Origin of the sequence: Ruminococcus sp., assembly GCF_016287535.1 — a bacterium.
Classification (GTDB): Bacteria; Bacillota; Clostridia; order Oscillospirales; family Ruminococcaceae; genus Ruminococcus.
On record NZ_JAEFAJ010000007.1, the window covers coordinates 72610 to 94755 of the forward strand.

General features: G+C 48.8%; 20 protein-coding genes and 1 pseudogene. All 21 read right to left on the bottom strand.

Annotated elements, in window-relative coordinates; translation table 11 throughout:
• Window positions 1-23: 23 nt before the first annotated feature.
• Window positions 24-2456 (bottom strand): leucine--tRNA ligase, encoded by a 2433-nt coding sequence (gene leuS, locus QZZ36_RS04905; RefSeq protein WP_295077726.1) that lies wholly within the window; start codon window positions 2454-2456, stop codon window positions 24-26.
• Between the two features lie 23 nt (window positions 2457-2479).
• Window positions 2480-2830 carry a hypothetical protein gene (locus tag QZZ36_RS04910; protein WP_295077729.1) on the bottom strand — a complete coding sequence of 117 codons (351 nt, stop codon included), beginning with the start codon at window positions 2828-2830 and terminating at the stop codon, window positions 2480-2482.
• 3 nt (window positions 2831-2833) lie between these two features.
• Window positions 2834-3193, bottom strand: coding sequence for a ribosome silencing factor (gene rsfS / locus QZZ36_RS04915; RefSeq protein ID WP_295077732.1), 360 nt, complete (start codon window positions 3191-3193; stop codon window positions 2834-2836).
• 21 nt (window positions 3194-3214) lie between these two features.
• A complete protein-coding gene (locus QZZ36_RS04920) occupies window positions 3215-4663 on the bottom strand; it encodes an LCP family protein (protein ID WP_295077735.1) in 1449 nt (482 codons plus the stop codon).
• 24 nt (window positions 4664-4687) lie between these two features.
• Window positions 4688-5881, bottom strand: a complete 1194-nt coding sequence (locus QZZ36_RS04925) for a nicotinate-nucleotide adenylyltransferase (RefSeq protein ID WP_295077738.1) — start codon at window positions 5879-5881, stop codon at window positions 4688-4690.
• A gap of 28 nt (window positions 5882-5909) precedes the next feature.
• Complete coding sequence (locus tag QZZ36_RS04930; RefSeq protein ID WP_295077741.1) at window positions 5910-6605, bottom strand: NAD(P)H-dependent oxidoreductase; 696 nt, start codon at window positions 6603-6605, stop codon at window positions 5910-5912.
• Between the two features lie 25 nt (window positions 6606-6630).
• A complete protein-coding gene (yhbY, locus tag QZZ36_RS04935) occupies window positions 6631-6933 on the bottom strand; it encodes a ribosome assembly RNA-binding protein YhbY (RefSeq protein ID WP_295077744.1) in 303 nt (100 codons plus the stop codon).
• A gap of 1 nt (window position 6934) precedes the next feature.
• Window positions 6935-7516, bottom strand: a complete 582-nt coding sequence (gene rdgB, locus QZZ36_RS04940) for an RdgB/HAM1 family non-canonical purine NTP pyrophosphatase (RefSeq protein WP_295077747.1) — start codon at window positions 7514-7516, stop codon at window positions 6935-6937.
• A gap of 427 nt (window positions 7517-7943) precedes the next feature.
• Window positions 7944-8843 (bottom strand): annotated as a pseudogene (gene ftsY / locus QZZ36_RS04945) (signal recognition particle-docking protein FtsY); the annotation flags it as partial.
• Between the two features lie 62 nt (window positions 8844-8905).
• Window positions 8906-12478 (bottom strand): chromosome segregation protein SMC, encoded by a 3573-nt coding sequence (gene smc, locus QZZ36_RS04950; RefSeq protein ID WP_295077750.1) that lies wholly within the window; start codon window positions 12476-12478, stop codon window positions 8906-8908.
• A 4-nt stretch (window positions 12479-12482) separates the two neighbouring features.
• Window positions 12483-13478, bottom strand: coding sequence for a radical SAM protein (locus tag QZZ36_RS04955; RefSeq protein ID WP_295077753.1), 996 nt, complete (start codon window positions 13476-13478; stop codon window positions 12483-12485).
• Complete coding sequence (rnc, locus tag QZZ36_RS04960; protein WP_295077756.1) at window positions 13465-14154, bottom strand: ribonuclease III; 690 nt, start codon at window positions 14152-14154, stop codon at window positions 13465-13467. Before rnc ends, QZZ36_RS04955 begins: the two co-directional genes overlap by 14 nt.
• Window positions 14155-14158: 4 nt before the next feature.
• Window positions 14159-15166: a phosphate acyltransferase PlsX gene (gene plsX / locus QZZ36_RS04965; RefSeq protein WP_295077759.1), complete on the bottom strand. Its 1008-nt coding sequence runs from the start codon at window positions 15164-15166 to the stop codon at window positions 14159-14161.
• Window positions 15144-16472 carry a methylenetetrahydrofolate--tRNA-(uracil(54)-C(5))-methyltransferase (FADH(2)-oxidizing) TrmFO gene (trmFO, locus tag QZZ36_RS04970; RefSeq protein WP_295077762.1) on the bottom strand — a complete coding sequence of 443 codons (1329 nt, stop codon included), beginning with the start codon at window positions 16470-16472 and terminating at the stop codon, window positions 15144-15146. The genes plsX and trmFO overlap by 23 nt, the downstream gene beginning before the upstream one ends.
• The gene (gene topA / locus QZZ36_RS04975; RefSeq protein ID WP_295077765.1) at window positions 16469-18550 is read right to left on the bottom strand and encodes a type I DNA topoisomerase; all 2082 of its coding nucleotides are present in this window, start codon (window positions 18548-18550) and stop codon (window positions 16469-16471) included. Before topA ends, trmFO begins: the two co-directional genes overlap by 4 nt.
• Window positions 18551-18562: 12 nt before the next feature.
• The gene (gene dprA / locus QZZ36_RS04980; RefSeq protein ID WP_295077768.1) at window positions 18563-19774 is read right to left on the bottom strand and encodes a DNA-processing protein DprA; all 1212 of its coding nucleotides are present in this window, start codon (window positions 19772-19774) and stop codon (window positions 18563-18565) included.
• 39 nt (window positions 19775-19813) lie between these two features.
• On the bottom strand, window positions 19814-20305 hold the full coding sequence (locus QZZ36_RS04985) for a deaminase (RefSeq protein ID WP_295077771.1): 492 nt from the start codon (window positions 20303-20305) through the stop codon (window positions 19814-19816).
• Between the two features lie 30 nt (window positions 20306-20335).
• Window positions 20336-21124 (bottom strand): RNA methyltransferase, encoded by a 789-nt coding sequence (locus QZZ36_RS04990; RefSeq protein WP_295077773.1) that lies wholly within the window; start codon window positions 21122-21124, stop codon window positions 20336-20338.
• Window positions 21125-21253: 129 nt separating this feature from the next.
• On the bottom strand, window positions 21254-21607 hold the full coding sequence (gene rplT / locus QZZ36_RS04995) for a 50S ribosomal protein L20 (protein WP_019678114.1): 354 nt from the start codon (window positions 21605-21607) through the stop codon (window positions 21254-21256).
• Between the two features lie 70 nt (window positions 21608-21677).
• Window positions 21678-21881: a 50S ribosomal protein L35 gene (rpmI, locus tag QZZ36_RS05000; protein WP_019678115.1), complete on the bottom strand. Its 204-nt coding sequence runs from the start codon at window positions 21879-21881 to the stop codon at window positions 21678-21680.
• A gap of 13 nt (window positions 21882-21894) precedes the next feature.
• Window positions 21895-22146 (bottom strand): translation initiation factor IF-3 (gene infC / locus QZZ36_RS05005; RefSeq protein WP_295077776.1); only part of this gene is annotated, 252 nt, incomplete at its 5' end.

A 22146-nucleotide genomic window follows, 5' to 3' on the forward strand; every position in this document is an offset into this window, starting at 1 on the left:
TTTTTTATTAATTAAAATTTTCGTTACTTTGCAACAATATTAACAAGCTTATTTGGTACATATATCTGCTTGACTATATTTTTGCCTTCAACTGATTCTCTGACCTTATCATCACTGAGCGCCATAGCGATTACAGACTCCTGTTCCGCATCGACCGCAACATTCAGCTTTGCCTTCAGCTTGCCGTTTACCTGTACAACGATCTCAACGGTTTCTTCCGCAAGATGGGCCTCGTCATAAGCCGGCCAGCTCTCGTAAGCGATCGTGTCATTATGACCCATAATGCTCCATATCTCTTCGCACATATGAGGAGTGATGCATGAAAGCATCTTTACAAGTCCCTCGGCATACTCCCTTGGGCATGAATCGTTCTTGTATACAGCGTTTACGAATATCATCATCTGGCTGATAGCTGTATTGAAGGCAAGCTTCTCGAAATCATCAGTTACCTTCTTTACAGTCTGGTGATATACCTTGGTAAGCGCTCCGTCGTTATCATCAGTAATGTTGCCTGACTCTGTGAAGAAGTTCCATACTCTCTGTACAAACCTCTTTGCGCCCTCTACGCCGTTCTTGCTCCAGGGCTTGCTTACCTCAAGAGGTCCCATGAACATCTCATACAGACGGAGAGTATCCGCACCGTAATCCCTTACGATATCAGAGGGATTTACAACGAACTCAGGAAAACGCTTGCCCATTTTTATGCCGTTCTCACCCAGTATCATACCCTGATGCACAAGCTTTTTAAAGGGTTCCTTAGTGGGAGCAAGTCCCTTGTCGTAGAGATATCTGTTCCAGATACGTGAATATATAAGATGTCCTACAGCGTGCTCCGGACCGCCTATATAGAGGTCTACCGGCATCCAGTGCTTCAGGAGCTCCTGATCTGCGAACTCCTTGTCGTTGTGGGGATCTATATACCTGAAGTAGTACCAGCTCGAACCTGCGCTTCCGGGCATAGTTGATGTCTCGCGTGTACCCTTTACGCCGTTTCTGTCGTACTTCTTCCATTCTGTCGCATTTTCAAGCGGAGCCTTTCCGTTCTTGCCCTTGTAGTCATCCAGCTCCGGAAGAATGAGGGGAAGCTCTTCATCGTCAAGAGCGTGGATAGTTCCGTCCTCGCAGTGTACCACGGGAACAGGCTCGCCCCAGTAACGCTGACGGGCGAATATCCACTCGCGGAAGTGATAGTTTACAGTGCGCTTTGCCCTGCCCATTTTTTCAAGCTTCTGAGTTATGGCTTCCTTCGCTTCCTCAACGGTAAGACCTGTGAACTCTTCGGAATTTATGAGCTTGTAGCCTTTTCCGAGATACTCGGTCTTCTCCATTGCGGCTTCGGAAACGTCAATATGTCCGTCCTTGCCGTCAATAACCTGTATCATGTCGATATTATGGGCAACCGCATACTCAAAGTCACGCTGGTCGTGGCTCGGTACAGCCATAACTGCGCCGGTACCGTAACTTGCAAGTACGAAGTCGCCTATGAACATACGAACTTCCTTGCCGTTTACGGGATTTATACAGGTAACGCCCTTGAGCTCACAGCCTGATTTTGTCTTGTTGAGCTCGGTACGGTCCATGTCGTTCTTCTTTTTGGTCTCGTCAATATATGCCTGTACCTCTTCCCTGTTCTGTACACGGTCGAGGAGGCTCTCTGTTATAGCTCCGTCGGGAGCGAGCACCATGAATGTGATACCGTAGATAGTCTCGATACAGGTGGTAAAGATAGAGAACTTTCCGCCGCCTACTATATCAAATTCTACCTCTACGCCGGTAGATTTGCCTATCCAGTTACGCTGTATAGCCTTTGTGGACTCCGGCCAGTCTATCTCGTCAAGTCCCTCAAGGAGCTTCTCAGCGAATGCAGGCTGATCTATTACCCACTGCTTCATGTTCTTTCTTACAACAGGGAAACCGCCGCGCTCTGATTTGCCGTCGATGACCTCGTCGTTGGAGAGTACCGTTCCCAGCTCCTCGCACCAGTTTACAGGCATATCTATGTACTTTGCGTAGCCGTCCTTATAGAGCTGCTTGAAGATCCACTGAGTCCACTTATAGAATTCGGGATCAGATGTTGCTATCATCTTTGACCAGTCATAGTCAAAGCCCAGCTCTTTCAGCTGCTTTGAAAAGGTCTTGATATTCTCCTGAGTGAAGCCGTTGGGATGATTGCCTGTATTTACGGCATACTGCTCGGCAGGAAGACCGAATGAATCGTAGCCCATTGGGTGAAGGACATTATAACCCTGCATACGCTTCATACGTGAAACTATATCCGTAGCTGTGTAGCCCTCTGGATGTCCTGCGTGAAGACCTACTCCCGAAGGATAAGGGAACATATCAAGCGCATAGAACTTGGGCTTGCTGAAATCCCACACATTGGTCTTGAAGGTCTCGTGTTCTTCCCAGTATTTCTGCCATTTGGCTTCAACAGATGTGAAATCATATCTGCTCATTATAATATCATTCCTTTATTTATTTAATTATTAATAGTTATTGTTTTTGAAAAATGTTCCCTGACGTCCTTGTTTACGCAGAGCAGCACCGCACAGCCTATATCTATGATACCCTCAATGAGATATATCCAGTTTGAGCCGATATTTGATATGTTGTCCGGCAGATGTATCAGTGCTATAACGGCAAGAACAGCTGCCGCAACATAATTCAGCCCCTTTATGCCGGTGAGCATTATCACTGTAAGACCGGCAGCTATAAATATACCGACGAAATCAAGGCTGCCGCTGAGTATCATGTTCAGCACTGCCTTCGCTATGAAATAGACGCTCATCGCAACGCATATCATACGTCCCTTTGGATTGCTGGTCTGCATATGTTACTCCTTGGTGATGAAATCGCTTATATCCATCTGCTCACCGTCAGCCCACAAGCCTTCCAGCTTGTAGAAGTTTCTTGTATCCTTGTAGAATACATGAACTATGATGTCTGCGTAGTCAAGTATTATCCATGTATTTCCTGTATCAGCCTCTCTGCGCTGAGGTTCTATGCCCTTCTGCGAAAGCACAAACTCAACCTCGTCCGCGAGAGTTCTTGCGTGGGTGTTGCTGGTACCGTTGACTATAACGAAGTAATCGGCAAGTATAGTCAGATCGGATATCTTTATTGCCTGAATATCCTCGCCTCTTTTGCTGTCAAGAGTTTTTATGATAAGTTCAAATTTTTCCTGCTCGGTCATTCGTTTCACCTTTCCTCCGGTTTAATAATAATCTGTGGAACGCGGCGGCTCGGTAGCCTTTTCAAGCTCCTTGAAGGTAGCACCGGTATCGTCGTAGTCATTGTAGCTGTAATTGTACTCGTCAACGAACTCAACTATATTGCTCTCCGAATAGAGCAGCGGACGCTGATACGGTCTGAAATACTCGTTGAGCATATCTATTGTAGCTCTCTTGTGGATAGAGTAGATACTGTAAAATTCCTCATTGTTGATATAATAGTCCGCGTCCTCACCGGGAACCATGGTTACCATTACATTATCCATTTCAAGCACAGAACCGAAATCCGCAAGCTTGCTGAGATCCTCTATGCTCATATCAGTTGCTATCCACTTGTTCTTGTAGATAGTATAGAGATATTTGTTCAGCTTTATTTTTCCTTCGTCCTTTACAATGCTGAGCATCTTCTGCATAGCAGCTCTCATAAAACGGCGCTGGTTCTGTACACGTCCGATATCGCCCTGTAACCAGTCATGACGGAAGCGGACGAACCATTCTGCCTGATCGCCGTTGAGAATAACAGGATCTCCCGCAGGTATTATCTTGTCAGCCTCGTAAACGATCTCATTGTCGATAGTCATAGGGATTCCGCCTACAAGATTAACGATATCCCTGATATCAAAGCAGGCTGTGGTGATATATGCGTCTATCGGTATGCCGAAGCAATCCTGAACGCAGTTTACGACACGCTGGATATTGCTTATCTCAGGGTCGCCCCATGCGTAAACACTGTTCATTTTTGTAGTGGGATTGCTTGTGTAATACAGCATCGAACAGTCGCGGGGCACCTGAAGGATATGAAGCTTTCCGCCTGCGATATCGAACTGACATATCCATATTACATCGGTATTCTCAAGCTCTTCGTCGAAGCCAAGGAACAGCACTGTATACTGTCCTTCAACAAGCTGCGGAAGATCAAGTCCGTCAGTAAAGTCCTCTGTTACGATATCTGTATCGATATTGAGTTCGATCTTTGGCAGATTGAGCTCGCCCTCGATCTCAACAGTAGGCTGCCAGCGCTTGAAATAAGTAAGAATTGATACTCTCTCATCGGGCTGACCACTCTTTTTATACCAAAGTATAGGCATATTCAGGCAAAGCGTTATGATAGCCGCAATACTCAGCAGAACAGACGTTATTTTTATTATGACATCCTTTTTACCGCTTTTTTTATTTTCATCATAAATCTGATTATCATCCTGTTTGTCCATGCTCTTTTCGTGCAGTCCGTGATATGTCTGCTGTTCGGGAATGCGGTCTTTTTCCTCGTCGCCTATGCTTATATCGATTGACGGTGATTCGTGAAGTCCCTGATATTCAGGTATTATTTTAGGTTTCTGATCTATTCTGTTAAGCTTTCGCAGCGGCTTCACCGGTTTACGGGCGCCTGCTGCGCTGTTATTAAGCTCCTTGTTAAGTTCCTCTCGGTTCATTTGACTCCTCTTTCCAAAATGCCGTTATTTTTTCTCTTCTTTAAGCAGTCTTGTATAAAAATTATACCCCTCGACGGTACATATCGGTATCACGCCGCCTTTTTTTATTACAGACTTCATGGAAAACGCAAATGCTTCCAGCATTGCCGAATTCAGGTCGGTATATGCCAGCTTGCGCATTTTATCAACATCCTTATAGTCTCTCTCGGCGGAGATAAGGTCGCCGATATAGACTATCTCCTCAAGGCGGGACATACCTGCCCTGCCAACTGTATGGAATCTTACGGAATTAAGGATATCTATGTCCTCAATACCGAATTCTTTTTTTATATAATATGCGCCTGCGATACCATGCAGGAGGGAACGTGTTTCCATTTCCTCCCGGCATACGGTATAACCGCTTTCAAGGACGAGGGCTCTCTGCTCCTCGTCAGGCAGTTCCTTGCAGATATCGTGAAGCAGTCCGGCAAAATATGCCTTTTCAGGATCTTCACCGTACTTTTCCGCAAGCTTCATGCACTCATCCGCCACATTGAGCGAATGGGTATACCTTTTTACGGTCAGACGCGATTTTAATATCTTCTTCTTATCTTCAGGGTTATACTGCAAAACATCTTCACCTCGAACTGAATATAATCCCCTGGACCTTATATATTGTACTACATTTTCATTAAGATAGCAAGTGAAATCCTCATTTTTTGCAATTTTTTTTCTTACATCCGTACTGGACACCTCAGTCGGAGGCGCCTCGGAAACAAGTATTTTACCGTATTTTCCAAGCTCCTCAGCCTTTTTCTTCAGCGCAGGAAGGTCTCCTCTCTCACGGGATACCACACATAGAGTTACGTTACGGAGAATTTCTTCAAAACGGTGCCACGTATCAAAGCTGAGCAGCATATCGCTGCCTACCAGCAGGAACAGTTCGTCCTCAGGAAATTCCCTGCGGAAATGCTCAACTGTATATATAGTATAGCTCACACGGTCGCTTTTTATCTCGTAATCGCTGACAAAAAGCTTATCGTTTACCTGTGCCGCGAGCCGCAGCATCTCAAGCCTGTCAGCGTCGGGAGCGTACTCGGCCACAGAACGGTGTGGAGACTTTTTTGAGGGTACCAAGTACAGTCTGTCAAGTACGAATTCCTTTACGGCTGTCTCCGCAAGGTGGATATGTCCGTTATGTACGGGATTGAAGCTTCCGCCGTATATACCTGTCCTCATTATGCACCTCCTGTTGTAATCCATAGCCTCATTTCCACGGGCGTTTGCAGCCTGTCCAGCCCATTTCCTTCCAGTAGTCCATATCAGCCTTGTTCCAGCCTTTTTTCTGTAAAAGCCCCATTATCTTGAAAAACACCCTTGTTTTTATGCCGACAGGGACTTTCCCCTGTCTTTTCAGTATCTTTTTTGCGATACTGTCAGCCTTTGCGCTGATACTGTCCTTTATCTCCGGCTTTACACTCTGCCAGTCAGTTGCCGCAACCGGTCTGCCAAGCCTGTAAATCTGAGGTATGCCCCAGAAGAAGCAGCTGTCCGCCATATCCTTCATTGTTGACTTGACACCTGCTCCCGCAGCCGTTGAAACCACTACCGCCTGCTTGCTGAACATTCTACCGTCTGGACGGTGTACCATCCAGCGCCAGCCGTAATGATCCAGTAATGCCTTCATCTGTCCTGTACAGTGATAAACATACACAGGTGATGTAAGGATAAGCACATCGGCAGAGTCGATAAGCTCAGTTATTGGCTTCAACTTTGCAAAGTGCGGACAAAAGGTCTCGTTCTTTGTGAAGCAGTTTGTGCAGCCGCAGCAGAACTCGTCAAAATCACGTGGCAGGAACACTTCACTGATGTTCTCCGATGACGTGATCTTTTCAGCAACTATACGCCCGATACTGTAGGTCGAGCCCTTATTGTCCGTACCGCTTATTATAAGGACTTTCATACCGCACCTCCTGAAAGATACAGCTTTACTTAGCCTTTGGGATATTCTCTATTACGGGTTCCTTTTCGTTGCGCTTGAAAAGCACGAATTTATTGCCGATGACCTGTACCACATCAGCACCTGTCTGCTCTGCGATAGCGTCGGCGGCTTCCCTTGCGGTCCAGCCGGAGTTGTCAAGGACTTTCAGCTTGATAAGCTCTCTCTTTGTGAGAGCCGCCTCGATGTCCCTGCACATAGCCTCGGTGACGCCGCCCTTGCCTACCTGATATATGGTCTCATAAGTTGAAGCTATACCGCGCAGGTATGCCCTCTGCTTGCTTGTAAGCATATTATTCACCAAATCTTTCTTTCAGATACTTGTACAGTCCTCTCAGCGCTGCACCTCTGTGGCTTATTTCGTTCTTTTCATCGGCGGTAAGCTCAGCCATTGTACGGTCGCCCACCATGAATACGGGATCGTAGCCGAAACCGTTGGTTCCGCGCTGCTCATAGCCGATGTGTCCTATACAGCCGCCGCCTACAACTTTTATTTCCTTATCGTCAATATAAGCGATACTGCACTCAAAGGAAGCTGTTCTCCTGTCATCGGGAACGTCCTTCATCTCCTCAAGGAGCTTCGCACAGTGCTGTCCTTCGGGAGCGTATCTCGCAGAGTATACTCCCGGTCTGCCGTCAAGAGCCGCTACACAAAGACCGCTGTCGTCAGCTATAGTGGGGAGCTTTACAGCTTCGTATACCGCTCTTGCCTTGATAAGAGCGTTCTCCGCAAATGTGGAACCGTTTTCCTCAGGATCGCAGTTTGCGCCTGCTTCGCGCTGTGACAATACCTCTATACCGAGGGGAGCGAGTATCTCCCGCGCCTCCCTGAGCTTGTTGGCGTTGTTTGTCGCCATAACGAGCTTAGTTATCATCTTCGTCGTCCTTTCTGCCGAAAAGTCTGCTGAAGAAGCCCTTCTTTTTCTTCTTTTCAGGCTCTGGCTCGGCTTCCTCCTCGTCTGATTCGTCCTCGTCGTCCACGTTCTCTTCGTCTGTCAGGCTGCTGTCCGCAGCTTCTTCAGACTCTTCCTCAGACTCGGTATTAGCTTCGGTGAAGGACTGCTCTTCTTCCTCTTCGTATACGGCAGGAGCTTCCTCGCTCTCTTCCTCCTCGGACTCTTCTTCTGACTCCTCGTCATACTCCTCGTTCTCCTCTTCCTCATAAGGAATGAATGCGCCGTACTCGTTGTAATAGCCCTTTACGCCGTCAACCTCAGCCGTATCATCGGCTTCATCTTTATCATCGGTGTAGTCCTCTGTCTCTTCTTCCTCTTCGTCCTCCTCAGGTTCTTCGGAGAAGGTAAAGAGAGCGTCAACGAACATATTGCTGTCAAAGGGCTGGAGATCGTCGATCTTTTCGCCTACGCCTATGAGCTTTACAGGTATTCCGAGCTCGTTCTTTATGGAGATAACGATACCGCCCTTTGCGGTACCGTCAAGCTTTGTGAGTACGATTCCCGTAATGGGAGCTGTCTCGCTGAAAAGCTTTGCCTGATTTACCGCATTCTGTCCTGTTGTTGCGTCAAGGACAAGAAGTATCTCCCTTGAACAATCTCCAGCCTTGCTGTCGATGATGCGGTTTATCTTTTTCAGCTCTTCCATAAGGTTCTTCTTATTGTGGAGACGTCCGGCAGTATCTATGACTACTACGTCGCACTCCCTCGCCTTTGCAGCTTCAAGTGCGTCATATACTACCGCTCCCGGATCAGAGCCCTCTGCGTGCTTTACTATATCAACGCCTGCACGCTGAGTCCATACCTCCAGCTGGTCTATGGCAGCTGCACGGAAGGTATCTGCGGCAGCAACAAGGACTTTCCTGCCCTCCTGCTTCAGCTGGTGACAGAGCTTTCCGATAGTCGTGGTCTTTCCTGCGCCGTTTACGCCTATGACCATGATGACCGCCGGAGATACCGTAAGGTCAAGTCCCGTATCGTCGCCCATTATCTCGGCGATGACCTCATGGATAAGTCCCATTATCTCCTTTGGATCGGTGATACCGCGCTCCTTGATCTTCTTCCGGAGCCTGTCGCATATCTCCTCGGAGGTCTCAACTCCGATATCGCTCATTATCATCTGTTCCTCAAGCTCGTCAAAAAGCTCCTCGTCAATTACGGTGAATTTGTTGAGAACTCGCTGTATGCCGCCGAAAAGAAACTCCTTGGTCTTTTTCAGGCCGCTGGAAATTTTAGAAAAAAGTCCCATTTATATCCTCCAAACCGGTTCCATTATTCATATCGCAGCAAGCTGCGAAAGTGTGACAAATATTATTGTACGTCCGCAACGTCTTCCTGGAAATCCACCTGCTCCATCTTCAGAAGCTTTGAGATACCGTCCTCCTGCATGGTGACGCCGTAGAGCACGTTTGCTTCCTCCATAGCGCTTCTTCTGTGAGTTACCAGCACAAACTGGGTAGTATCGGTGAATTTTTTCAGGTACTGAGCGTACTTCCTTACGTTTACTTCATCAAGTGCCGCGTCTATCTCGTCGAGTATACAGAAGGGAGCGGGTCTCAGTTTGAGTATTGCAAAATATATCGCTATAGCTACAAATGACTGCTCTCCTCCCGACAGTGAGATCAGGTTTTTTATGACTTTTCCGGGAGGCGCTACGCTTATCTCGATACCCGACTCCAGAACGTTTTCGGGGTCTGTGAGTATGAGCTCCGCTTTTCCGCCGCCGAAAAGCTCCACGAAAATGCTCTTGAAGTTTGAATTTATTATCGCAAAGCTCTCGGAGAATATCCTGCACATCTCAGAGGTAAGATCGGTTATTATCTTTTCAAGCTCTGCCTTTGACTTCTGTACGTCGGCTATCTGCTCCGACATGAAGCGATAGCGCTCGGATACCTCCTTGTACTCCTCGATAGCGTCAACATTTACGCTTCCGAGGGCGCGTATTTTGTTCTTGATAGTTGTGAGCTCCGCCTGAGCCGCGTTCATATCCTCTATCTTCTCCGCAAGCTGTACTGCCTCCGAGCGTGTAAGCTCGTAGACCTCCATGAGCTGCCTGATAATATTGTCCGTATCACGGCAGACTGTCTCCCTGCGCTCTTCAAGACGTGTAACATCAGCGGAGAGCTTCTCCTTGGTCTCGTTTATTGCCTTGAGACCGTTCTGCATCTCGTTGACGAGACGGTTCTGCTCAGTATGCGTATCGTGACAGCGCTGTATCTCTGCATTGTAAACAGCGGTATTGTCCTTGAAATCAGCAAGCTTCTGCTTCAGCTGAGCTATCTCGTTCTCCTTCCGGGATATGATATCCTTCTGACGGGATATCTCCTCCTCAAACTGCTTTGCGCCGCTTTTAAGCTCTTCTTCCCTGCTGTCGATACGTGAGAGCTCAAGCTCCTGCGCCTGAACGTCCTTTGCAAGCTCCATGCCCTTTATTTTAAGCTCTGAAAGCCTGTCGGACAACTCCTCACGCTGTAATCTCAGCTTTTCACGGATATCCTGTCCCTCTGCCAGCTTCTCCTCGGCTGCCTTTATCTCCGCGTCAGTATCTGCCAGACCCTTTTCAGAATCGGCTATATTCTGACGTGCTGCGGCAATGCGCTGCTCTGTCTCCGAAATAAGCCTCCCGGAGTCCTCGGACTGTGTGCGTAGCTGCTGGGAAAGTGAATCAAGACTTGTAAGCTCTGCTCCTATACGGACGCGCTCCGCCTCGCACTGTGTCTGCTCTTCCTTTGCAGCCTCCGTATCATAACGCAGCTTTTCAGACTCCGCACGGAGCTTTTCAGCCTTTTCGCGGAGAGCGTCCCGCTCGTATTCAAGCTTCGATATCTCGCCGTCAAGGGTGTCTATCTCGTTCTTTCTGGTAATTATACCTCCGGAGCGCTGCGCAGAGCCTCCGGTAAAGGAACCGCCTGCGTTTATGACCTGACCGTCGAGAGTAACTATCTTGAACTTGTAGCCGTACTTTTTTGCAATCAGAGTTGCGGTGTCGATATCCTCGGCTATTACTATACGTCCGAGCAGCGAAGCGATTATACCGCTGAACTTCGGATCGTAGGTCACTATCTTGTTAGCGTTGGCGACAAAGCCCTCGCAGCTTTCCAGCCCCTGCTCACGGAGCTCGTAGCCCTTTACAGAGGTTATTGGCAGGAATGTGGCTCGTCCGCCTTTCTGCTCTTTAAGGAATCGGATACAGCGCTTGGCTATGTCCTCATTCTCAACGATTATATTCTGCATTGCTCCGCCGAGAGCTGTTTCTACAGCTACGGCGTATTCGGGTTCAACTCCGATATTCTGAGCGACAGTTCCCATCACTCCGCCGATACGTCCCTGCTTTGAAGCCTTCAGCACCTGCTTTACACTGCCTGCGAAGCCCTCCATATTGTTTTCAAGGTCGGTGAGTATCTTACGGCGCTGCTGCTTGTCTTTCAGCTCGTACAGCGCACGCTCAAAGTCGTTCTTTGCCTGCTCGAAGCCCTCACGGCGGGACTTGTAAAGCCTTTCAAGTCCGCTGAGCCTGTTGCGTATCTCCTCAGCCCTTGCGGAGTTCTTTTCGGACTCCTCCTTTATTGAAGCAGCCTGTGCATCGTACTCCTCAAGCTTTTTACCGAGATTTCCGCTGCTCTCACGGAGAGCGCTGAGGCGCTCCGTCTGCTCCTGTATCATGGACTTTGAGGATTCTATGGTAAAACGGTACTCGCTCTGTCTGATGTACATACCGTTTATCTCGCTGCCTGCCTTGTCGACCGAGTCGCCCAGCTTTGAGCTTTCATCCTCAGCCTTCTCAAAGCTCTCCTCAGCTTCCTTTATCTCAGCCTCCAGTGCTTTTTTGCGCTCTTCAAGCTCTGCAAGACCATCAAGGACTGTCTCTCTCTCGTTTTCGAGAGCCTTTTTGGCTTCCTCGGCGTTGTCGATATTCCTCTGTGCGGCTTCAACAGCCTCATTGCAGTGCTTTATATCATTTTCGAGAACTGCTATGCCCGACTTCATATCGGAAGCGGTCTGCTCCTCCTCCAGCATCTTTCTGCGGAGCTCGTCGGCACGCATGGTGCTCTCCTGCATCTTTCTGATACCGTCGGCTATCTTCTGCTCCTCGCGCTGAATGTCGTTCTCGATATTCTCGTATTCATTCTTGCTTACCAGTATTTTTCCGTCCAGCTCGTCAAGCTTCTGCTTCATCTCGTCAAGACGGCTGACCCATACGGATATCTCCAGCTTCTTGCGCTCCTCCGCAAGCTTTATGAACTTCTCAGCCTTCTGCGACTGTATACGCAGCGGCTCAACTCTGCCTTCAAGTTCAGCAAGTATATCAGTAAGGCGGAGAAGGTTTTCCTGTGCGGCTGTAAGCTTTCGCTCAGCCTCCAGCTTTTTGTATCTGAACTTTGAGATGCCTGCCGCTTCCTCAAATATATCACGGCGTTCCGAGCTCTTGGCGCCTACTATCTCCGCGATTCTTCCCTGTCCGATAATGGAATATCCGTCACGTCCGAGACCTGTGTCCATGAAGAGCTCGTTTATGTCCTTCAGGCGGCACGGCTTTCCGTTTATGAGATACTCGCTCTCACCGCTGCGGTAAAGCTTACGTGTGACCGCTATCTCTTCTCCGATGTCCGGTATAGTATTGTCACGGTTGTCGATATTCAGCGTAACTGCGGCAAATCCCATAGGCTTTCTGGCAACGGTACCTGAAAAAATTACGTCCTCCATCTTGTTTCCGCGGAGAGTTTTAGTGGACTGCTCTCCAAGCACCCAGCGGACAGAATCGCCTATATTGCTCTTTCCGCTTCCGTTTGGACCGACAACAGCGGTAAGTCCCTTGTCGAAGGTCAGGCTTATCTTATCAGGAAATGACTTGAATCCCTGTATTTCCAATGATTTAAGGTACAATCGCTCACCTCCTCAGTTCGCATTCATACTTGGGGATATCTTTGTCCCCCACTAACTTTATGTTCACACCGCGCTCCTCAAAGAAGGCAATGTTTGATCTCTTCTGTCCTGCCGCCTTGCTGATACATCTGTCATTGACTGCTATAACGGCACTGCCGCTCACATTTTCACTTTTCAGGACGAATTCAATATTATGGCGGTATATAAGGGCTTCGCAGAGCTCACGGAAAGCAGGATGGTAAAAGCCTCCCACCATATCCTGCTCCACAAATTCGGAAGCGTGAAGACCGCATTTTATCACTCTTATGCCGCTGCCCTCAAACATGACCATAGCCGCAGATGCTACCTCCACAGCCTTTTCAAAGCTGAACGGCTTATACTCGCCTGAGAGAAGAAGTTCTCCCAGTCTTGTATTTCTCAGCACCACGACAGGGTATATCCTTACGGTATCCGGTGCCAGAGCAGCTATCCTTTCGACAGAAGCCCACTCCTTTTCCGGAGTGCTGCCGTAAAGACCTATCATCATCTGCAAGCCCAGTTCAAAACCAAATGCGCGTATGAGTACGCAGGCATTCTCAACGTCAGCCGAAGTATGACCGCGCTCGTTCAGTTCAAGGACGTCGTCGTCCATTGACTGCGCGCCAAGCTCTATCGCCGTAACTCCGAAGCCCTTCAGAAGCTGCAGTACCTCAGGGTCAATGCAGTCGGGACGTGTTGAGCAGCGTATCCCTCTGAACTTTCCCTCGCCCACGAACTCATGAGCCGCACACAGGAGCTCCAGCATATAATCATGAGGGACCGCGGTAAAGCTGCCGCCGAAAAAGGCTATCTCCGCATTTTCCGGCTCCTTCACTTCACTGAGCGCTTTTCGGCATATCTCCCTGACCTCGTCCCCTGTAGGAGCGTGCTGCGCGCCGCTTATTGTACGCTGGTCGCAGAAGCTGCACAGATGAGGACAGCCGATATGCGGAACGAATATAGATATGTTACTGTGCTTCATAGCCCATCAGCTCAAGAGCTTCCTTAGCAGCAAGCTGCTCGGCTTCCTTTTTGCTCTTACCGGTGCCCTTGCCTATGACCTGATCGTTAAGGCACACCTCCACAACAAAGCGCTTGTTGTGGTCGGGGCCCTCCTCGCCGATAAGCACATATTCCACCTTTTCTTCCGGATTCTTCTGTACTACTTCCTGCAGGACAGTTTTGAAATCATTGAATACCGGCTTCTTTGCATGGCGGATATCCTTTGGCATGAAGCGCAGGATATGCTTCGATACAGGCTCCATTCCGCCGTCAAGGTATATTGCGGCTATAACTGCCTCAAAAGCGTCCGCAAGTATTGAGGGACGCTCTCTGCCTCCGGTATTTTCCTCACCCTTGCCGAGACGGAGAAACCTTCCCAGCTCTATCTGCTGCGCAAATATATGCAGTGACTTCTCGCATACAAGCGAGGCTCTCATTTTTGTGAGCTCCCCCTCTGCGACATTGAGGTTTTTATATAAGAAATCAGATACAACTATCGAAAGGACGCTGTCGCCGAGAAATTCGAGGCGCTCATTGCTGCCGTTGGGGCGCTTCTTCTCGTTTGCATAGGACGAATGGGAAAGCGCCTGCTTCAGCAGCTGTATATCCTTGAATTTATATCCGATTATTTCCTCAAATCTTTCAAGTTCTTCCATAGTATCACTCCTTGTCCGCAAGCTCCATACCGGACACAAAGCTCTCTATAACGCCTGTGACATTACCCTCAACACAGCGCTTTGCCTGCCTGACAGCGTTGAAGAACGCCGTACCGTCAGAGCTTCCGTGAGCTTTTATGACCGGCTTCTTGACACCGAGAAGCGCCGAGCCGCCCACTTCCTTATAATCCATCTGCTTGCGGAACGTCTGAATCTTTTTGTAAGAAAGCAGAGCTCCGAGCTTTCCTGCTCCGGAGTAGAGCCATTTTACCTTTTTGGAGAAAAAGCTGCCCATTCCTTCATAAAGTTTCAAAGCTATATTTCCGGTAAAGCCGTCGGTAACGACGACCTGCACCTCGCCCTTGGGCATATCCCTTGCCTCGATATTGCCCACGAAGTTCAGCCCTGACTTTTCAAGCAGCTTGTATGCTTCTATTTCAAGCTCCCTGCCCTTTGTCTCCTCAGAACCGATATTCAGCAGGGCGACCTTAGGGTCATCTATTCCCATTACTTTTTCCATGTAAGCGCTTCCCATTATTGCGAACTGCACCAACATCTCAGGGCGACACTCTGTGTTCGCACCTGCGTCCACAAGCACGAAGCTGCCCTTATCCGCCGGCATAACAGGTGAAGGCGCTATCCGTTTAATGCCTTTGATACGCTTGACGATGAAGGTAGCACCCATAACAAGAGCTCCCGTACTTCCAGCGGAAACGAAGGCATCGCCCCTGCCCTCTGCAAGAAGTCCGAGACCTACAGCCATAGAGGAATTCTTTCCTGACTTGATTATCTCCTTCGGTTCTTCATGTATATCAAAAACATCATCGGTATGAACTATCTCGATACCGTCAAGGCTGAGACCGTTCTTTTCGGCGCAGCTCCTTATCTCAGACTCTCTGCCTGTAAGGACTATGCTAACGCCGAGCTCCCGGACTGCCCTTTCGCAGCCCTTTATAACTTCCAGAGGAGCATTGTCTCCTCCGAAAGCGTCAACTATTACCTTTACTGCCAATTCTATCCAGCTCTCCTCTCAGCGACCTGACCGCACGTTCCGCATAAGCGCCGTAGCGTTCCTTTTTATCCTTTATCCTTACGCCGATATCGGGAAGTATACCCATATTCGCCCCCATTGGCTGGAAATTCCCGCTGTTGAACGGGTCGCTGACATACCGTGACAGCGCTCCTGTCATAGTATCAGCAGGGAGCTGAATGGGTTCAAGTCCTTTTATTTTCCTTGCAGCGGCGATACCTGCTATCAGACCGCTTGCCGCACTTTCCATATAGCCCTCAACACCGGTTATCTGCCCTGCAAAATATATCTCCGGACGGCTCCTCATGGAGAAATCGCTGCTGAGCAGCTCCGGACTGTTTATGAAGGTATTCCTGTGCATTACGCCGTAGCGCATGAACTCGGCGTTTTCAAGTCCCGGTATCATCGAGAATACACGCTTCTGCTCGCCGAATTTCAGATTCGTCTGAAAGCCCACAAGATTGAAGAGAGTTCCCTCGCGGTTCTCCTTCCTGAGCTGCACTACCGCATATGGCCTTCTGCCTGTGCGCGGATCGTCGATACCTACAGGCTTCATGGGACCGAAGCGCATAGTATCAACTCCACGCAAAGCAAGCTCCTCTATAGGCATACAGCCCTCATAAACGCTGAATGGGTGGGTCTCGAAGTCCTTGAGCTGCACCTTCTCGGCAGCAATGAGCGCATTGTAGAACGCAAGGTACTCTTCCTTGTTCATGGGGCAGTTCACATAATCCGCGTCTCCTCTGTCATAGCGTGAAGCAAAGAACGCCTTTTCCATATCTACGCTCTCCGCAGTCACAATAGGAGCGGCAGCGTCATAAAAGCTGAGCCCCTCGCCGCAGAGCTCCTTTATTATATCAGCCATTGCCCCCTGAGTGAGTGGACCTGTGGCTATTATCACCGTACCCTCCGGCAGCTCTGTGACCTCGCCGCCGATAACCTTGATAAGAGGGTGGCTTTTTATCTTCTCCGTAACCGCGTCGGAGAACTTCTCACGGTCTACCGCAAGAGCTCCACCTGCCTCAACGGCATTCTCCTTTGCGCATGGAACTGTTAGTGAGCCGAGCATTTCCATTTCGTGTTTCAGAAGTCCGGCAGCAGATTCAAGTCTTGCAGCTTTGAGCGAATTAGAGCATACCAGCTCCGCAAAGCCGCCGTATTTATGCGCCGGCGAAAACTTTTCCGGCTTCATTTCATAAAGCCTTACGTTTATACCGGCTTCCGCAGCAGCCCATGCGGCTTCACAGCCTGCAAGTCCTGCGCCGATAACACTTATGACCGCACTCATTTTTTCAGCTCTCTTTCGTAGCCGCAGCCATCTGTCTCACAGACGAGCTTTCCGGATTTTCCGCCCTTCATAAACAGTGTCTTGCCGCACTGAGGACAGAGCTCCGATGTCGGTACGTTCCATGTCATGAAGCTGCACTCCGGGAAGCCCTCGCAGCCGTAGAAGCTCCTGCCCTTCTTGGACTTTTTCAGCAGCATCTTCTTTCCGCAGCGCGGACAGCTTCCGTCTGTCTCGGTAACTATCTTCTTGGTGTTCTTGCACTCCGGGAAACCGGGGCAGGCAAGGAATTTTCCGTACTTGCTGTACTTTATTACCATATTTCTTCCGCAGAGCTCGCATACAACGTCAGTCTCCTCGTCGGGGACCTTTACGCGCTTGCCGTCCATAGCTTCCTCAGCCTGTTTCAGAGTCTTTGAGAAATCGTCGTAGAACTCGCGGAGAGTGCTGACCCAGTTCTTTTCGCCGTGCTCGACTTCATCGAGGTTGTTTTCCATTTCGGCAGTGAACTTTGCGTCAACTATCTTTTTGAAGTGATCCTTCATAAGCTCGGTTATGACTTCGCCAAGGTTTGTAGGCTTCAGCGCCTTGCCCTCATGCTCCACATAACGGCGCGATGTGATAGTTGTAATTGTAGGGGCATAGGTACTTGGTCTGCCTATTCCGTTTTCTTCAAGAGCCTTGATAAGAGATGCTTCCGTATAGCGCGGAGGAGGCTGTGTGAAGTGCTGATTTCCGGATATGGATTTCAGCTTCAGCTTATCGTCGGCTTTGAGATCAGGCAGCATTTTCTTAGCTCCGTCCTCAGAGTCCGTGGACTCAACATACAGCGCCATAAAGCCGTCAAACTTTATGGAATAGCCTGAAGCCCTGAATGTGCAGCCGTTTGCCTCAATATCAGCCGAGACAGTATCAAGGAGAGCGTTTGCCATCTGACTTGCGATAAAGCGCTCCCATATCAGCTTGTACAGCTTGTACTGATCCGCACTGAGGCTGGACTTTACCCTTTCCGGAGTAAGCTCCGGAGTTGAAGGACGTATAGCTTCATGAGCGTCCTGAGCGTTGCTCTTTGTCTTGAAGCTTCTCGGCTCCGGCGGCAGGTAATCGCTGCCGTAAACCGTGCCTATATACTCTGCGGCAGCCTTCTTTGCCTCATCGGATATACGAAGGCTGTCGGTTCTCATGTAAGTGATAAGACCTACTGCGCCCACTCCCTGTACATCGACACCTTCGTAAAGCTCCTGCGCCGCTTTCATTGTGCGCTTCGCACTGAAGCTGAGCTTTCGTGAAGCCTCCTGCTGGAGAGTAGATGTGATGAAGGGAGGTGCAGGCTGTTTCTTTGTGACACGCTTCTTGACGGATGTCACTGTATACTCGGCGCCTTCAAGCCTTCTGAGCAGATCGTCTGCTTCAGCCTGATTGGCTATCTCAAGCTTTTCGCCGTCAACAGCAACAAGTGCTGCGTCAAATACCTTCCTTGACGACGGAGCTGTGAACTTCGCGTCGATGGACCAGTACTCCCTGGGTACGAATGCTCTTATCTCGTTCTCACGGTCAACTACAAGACGTACAGCCACAGACTGCACTCTTCCTGCGGACAAGCCTCTCTTGACTTTTTTCCAGAGGAAAGGACTGAGCTCGTAGCCCACAAGTCTGTCAAGGATACGTCTTGCCTGCTGAGCGTTCACAAGATCAACGTCGATCTTATGAGGATTGCTCATACCGTTCTTTACGCCCGTTTTGGTGATCTCGTTGAAGGCAACACGGTTGTTGTCGTTCATATCGAGCTTCAGCATCTGCGCTATATGCCATGATATAGCCTCTCCCTCACGGTCAGGGTCGGTAGCGAGATATACTTTATCGCACTTCTTGGCGCGTTTTTTCAGCTCTCTGATAACGTCCTCCTTGCCCTTCATATCAGTATACTGCGGCTTGAAGTCGTTATCCTTGTCAACGCCCATCTTTGATTTCGGAAGGTCGCGGACATGACCCATCGAAGCGATGACCTCATATCCTGTTCCAAGATATTTCTGAATAGTTTTTGCCTTTGCAGGCGACTCTACTATAACTAAATCTGACATCGGATTATCCCCTTATCTTATAAGTTCAAACATTTTGCCCGGCAATGAACGGACAATGCCGAATATCTCAAGCTCTGTGAGCTCGGTCATCAGCTCTGACGTGTCAAGCTCAAGTCTCTGAGCAAGCTCATCTGCGTGAAGAGCACCATTTTCAAGTGCCTCCGCTATTTGCGTCTGCCGCTCGGAAAGATCATTCGTGAGCTCAGTTTTCACAGCTTCACGGGAGGGCTTTTCCTGACCGGCAGGTATATTGTTAAGTTCATACATTGCTTCGGTTATAAACTCCTCATCATCCGGAGTATAAGCGGAAGGCAGCGTTTTTGTCGTATATGCAGCGGAAAGCTGTTCTTTTCTGCCGATTATGCAGTCCATTACGTCGGAAGCGTCATACATAGGTATCGCTCCGTCGCGGAGCAGCTTTATATTGCCTGAATATTCACCGCTGAAAATATCAGCAGGCGGCAGACACAGAACTTCTCTGCCCTGCGCAGCAGCAAGGTTGGCAGTTATCAGTGAACCGCTCTTCAAGCCTGCCTGAAATACCACAGCAGCCTTGCCGAGAGCTGCAAGCACCCTGTTCCGCTTGGGAAAGTTTGCGGAATAAGGCTGTGTCCCCGGCGGGAACTCCGATATAAAAACTCCTCCCGCCGCAAGTATGGTATCCCTGTAAGCGAAGTTCTGCTTAGGATAATCCACATCGACTCCGCAGCCCATGACGCAGGCAGTTGGTCTGCCCATCTCAGCCGCAGCCATACTACAGGCAAGGTCTATACCTACGGCGAAGCCGCTTATTATGACAGCCCCTCGTGCCGAAAGCTCTGAACATACCTCCTTTGCCGCTTTCAGGCTGTACACGTCCGCCTTTCGAGTTCCTACCGCCGTGACGGTAAGCTCGCTCCTCAGGCATGAGATATTGCCCTTGTAATATATAACTGACGGCGGATTGTATATATGCTTCAGCTGCGAAGGATACTCAGGGCTTTTACAGCATATTACCCCTATCCCACGCTTTGCGCAGTTATCAAGAAATACCTCTGCATTGTGCAGCGGCACACTATGTACATTTTTATTCTCATTTTCACTGAGGCTGACCATGGTGCTTCCCTCGTTCAGTGCAAGGTACGCCTTTTCAGCCGTGCGGAAGAAGTTTATTACTTCCCAGATACGATGATTTCCTGTGCCGAATACCATATTCAGCCACAGCCAGTATTTTAACTCGTCCATAGCAAAGCCCCCTTTGTTTTATAAAAGTATAATATAATGTCAATATCCCCTTGTTCCGTCAAGTGATTCGTCATTATCAATCCATTCGCCGACGGATATTATCCTGTAGTTCTCCTTGTCATCTCTTACGATGACCTTGTCTATACCTGCGTTGATTATAAGTCTTTTGCACATTGAACAGCTGTTGGCTTTTTCAATGTATGTACCGTCAGCTGCTTCCTTTCCAACAAGGAAAAGTGTCGAATCCAGCATTCTTTCTCTCGGTGCGGATATTATGGCATTCGCCTCAGCGTGAACGCTCCTGCACAGCTCGTACCTCTCACCGCGGGGGATATCAAGTTTTGCTCTTATGCAGTAGCCAAGGTCGGAGCAGTTGGCTCTTCCTCTCGGCGCTCCCACATAGCCCGTTGAAACTATCTCATCATTCTTTACGATAACAGCGCCGTAGTGTCTTCTGAGGCAGGTACATCTTTCCGACACCTTTTCAGCTATATCAAGGTAGTAGTTTATCTTGTCCCGTCTTTCTTCCATTACAGCACCTCCTGCCGCGGAATGAGTGTATTACCTGCTAAGCTCCCACATTAGTATCCCGGCAGCCATTGCTGCGTTGAGAGAGTTTATGCTGCCATGCATAGGGATTATGACCCGCCTTGTGCAGCGCTCCGCGATATCGCCGGGAAGTCCGTTGCCCTCGTTGCCGATGAACACAGCCTGGGTACCCTCAAAGCTGCACTCAGTAACAGGTACTGCGTCCTTGTCTATGACAGCTGCCGATGTTACCGCGCCTGCTTCTTCCAGTTCAGTGAAAAGGACGCCTGCGTCATTTTCAACTGCTGTCTTCATTCTGAATACAGAACCCATGGTAGAACGTATCACCTTAGGGCTGTAAAGATCGCAGCTTCCTGAAAGTATCACTCCGTCAATACCGAGAGCGTCCGCAGTCCTTATCATCATGCCGGCATTTCCCGGATCCTGGACTCCGAAAAGCACCAGATACTTTCCGCCGCTTTTCATTATGCTGCTGACGCTTCGCTGCACAGGTATCCTGCACATTGCAAATACTCCCTGTGTGGTATCTGTGGACGCGATCTTATTTCCAAGCTCATTTGAAATGACAATAGTTCTTGTGCTCCTCAAATCAGCCTGTAAAATCTCCTCACCGAAGCGCTCCTGCGCTTTCCGTGTAAGAATGAGCTGTGTAATGCCGCTTTCCTCACGGAGAGCGTCCTCAACTATCCTGAGCCCCTCCAACACGAATAAGCCGTACTGAAGTCTTTCTTTTTTTGAAGAAGAAAGCTTCTGATACAGCTTGACAGTAGGATTATCTTTTGAAGTGATGATGTTTTCCAACAGCACAACACCGCCTGTATTTATTCGTAATGCGTAACCGCAGCCATTGCTGCAAATTACGCATTATGAATCCGAGGATTAACAAAAACACGCTCTTAACGTAATTAAGAAGCGTGTTTATTATATGAATTAAAGAGCAGCCTTTGCTTTGTCAGCAATTGCTGTGAAGCCTGCTGCATCGTTGATAGCGATCTCGGAGAGCATCTTTCTGTTGAGAGAGATGCCAGCCTTCTTGCAGCCGTTCATGAATGTTGAGTAGTTCATGCCGTTGAGCTTTGCAGCTGCTGAGATTCTTGTGATCCAGAGCTGTCTGAACTGTCTCTTCTTCTGCTTTCTTCCGATGTATGCATAGTTACCTGACTTCATTACAGCCTGCTTGGCCATCTTGAAGTGTTTGCTCTTAGAGCCCCAGTAGCCCTTAGCAAGCTTTAAAGTCTTGTTTCTTCTCTTACGAGTCATCATTGCACCTTTAATACGTGCCATAGTCTTTTACCTCCAAAATTAAAATTACGGGAATTAGCTCATGCTGTACGGAACTGTATTCCGCCTCTGATTACATATAGGGAACGAGCTTCTTGATAGTAGGTGCGTTTGTGCAATCAGCAACACCGGCGTTACGAGCGATTCTCTTGCGCTTTGTGTCCTTCTGAGTAAGTCTGTGTCTCTTGTTGGTGTGCTGATACTTTACCTTACCGCTTCCTGTAATCTTAAAACGCTTCTTAGCGCCCGAGTGAGTTTTAACCTTTACCTTTGCCATTATATGATCCTCCTTACTTAGCGGCTTTAGGGGAAACGAACATAACTATGCTGCGTCCCTCCATTTTAGCCGGCTTATCCACAGTGCCTGCCTCAGAAACTGCTTCCTTGAAGCGATCAAGCAGTTCGCTTCCAAGTTCGGGATGTGCAATAGCTCTTTTACGGAATCTAACCGAAACCTTGAGTTTATCGCCGCCCTGTAAAAATTTGACAGCCTGATTTACCTTCGTTTCAAAGTCGTGAGTATCTATCGTGGAGAACATTCT

What these genes read in the sequence shown, in the direction of transcription:
- rnc (WP_295077756.1), bottom strand. Translation starts at nt 14,154, where the DNA reads ATGGAAGAACTTGAAAGATTTGAGGAAATAATCGGATATAAATTCAAG.
- leuS (WP_295077726.1), bottom strand. Translation starts at nt 2,456, where the DNA reads ATGAGCAGATATGATTTCACATCTGTTGAAGCCAAATGGCAGAAATAC.
- QZZ36_RS04930 (WP_295077741.1), bottom strand. Translation starts at nt 6,605, where the DNA reads ATGAAAGTCCTTATAATAAGCGGTACGGACAATAAGGGCTCGACCTAC.
- rplT (WP_019678114.1), bottom strand. Translation starts at nt 21,607, where the DNA reads ATGGCACGTATTAAAGGTGCAATGATGACTCGTAAGAGAAGAAACAAG.
- QZZ36_RS04925 (WP_295077738.1), bottom strand. Translation starts at nt 5,881, where the DNA reads ATGAGGACAGGTATATACGGCGGAAGCTTCAATCCCGTACATAACGGA.
- topA (WP_295077765.1), bottom strand. Translation starts at nt 18,550, where the DNA reads ATGTCAGATTTAGTTATAGTAGAGTCGCCTGCAAAGGCAAAAACTATT.
- QZZ36_RS04955 (WP_295077753.1), bottom strand. Translation starts at nt 13,478, where the DNA reads ATGAAGCACAGTAACATATCTATATTCGTTCCGCATATCGGCTGTCCT.
- trmFO (WP_295077762.1), bottom strand. Translation starts at nt 16,472, where the DNA reads ATGAGTGCGGTCATAAGTGTTATCGGCGCAGGACTTGCAGGCTGTGAA.
- QZZ36_RS04920 (WP_295077735.1), bottom strand. Translation starts at nt 4,663, where the DNA reads ATGAACCGAGAGGAACTTAACAAGGAGCTTAATAACAGCGCAGCAGGC.
- rpmI (WP_019678115.1), bottom strand. Translation starts at nt 21,881, where the DNA reads ATGGCAAAGGTAAAGGTTAAAACTCACTCGGGCGCTAAGAAGCGTTTT.
- rdgB (WP_295077747.1), bottom strand. Translation starts at nt 7,516, where the DNA reads ATGATAACTAAGCTCGTTATGGCGACAAACAACGCCAACAAGCTCAGG.
- QZZ36_RS04910 (WP_295077729.1), bottom strand. Translation starts at nt 2,830, where the DNA reads ATGCAGACCAGCAATCCAAAGGGACGTATGATATGCGTTGCGATGAGC.
- yhbY (WP_295077744.1), bottom strand. Translation starts at nt 6,933, where the DNA reads ATGCTTACAAGCAAGCAGAGGGCATACCTGCGCGGTATAGCTTCAACT.
- rsfS (WP_295077732.1), bottom strand. Translation starts at nt 3,193, where the DNA reads ATGACCGAGCAGGAAAAATTTGAACTTATCATAAAAACTCTTGACAGC.
- dprA (WP_295077768.1), bottom strand. Translation starts at nt 19,774, where the DNA reads ATGGACGAGTTAAAATACTGGCTGTGGCTGAATATGGTATTCGGCACA.
- QZZ36_RS04985 (WP_295077771.1), bottom strand. Translation starts at nt 20,305, where the DNA reads ATGGAAGAAAGACGGGACAAGATAAACTACTACCTTGATATAGCTGAA.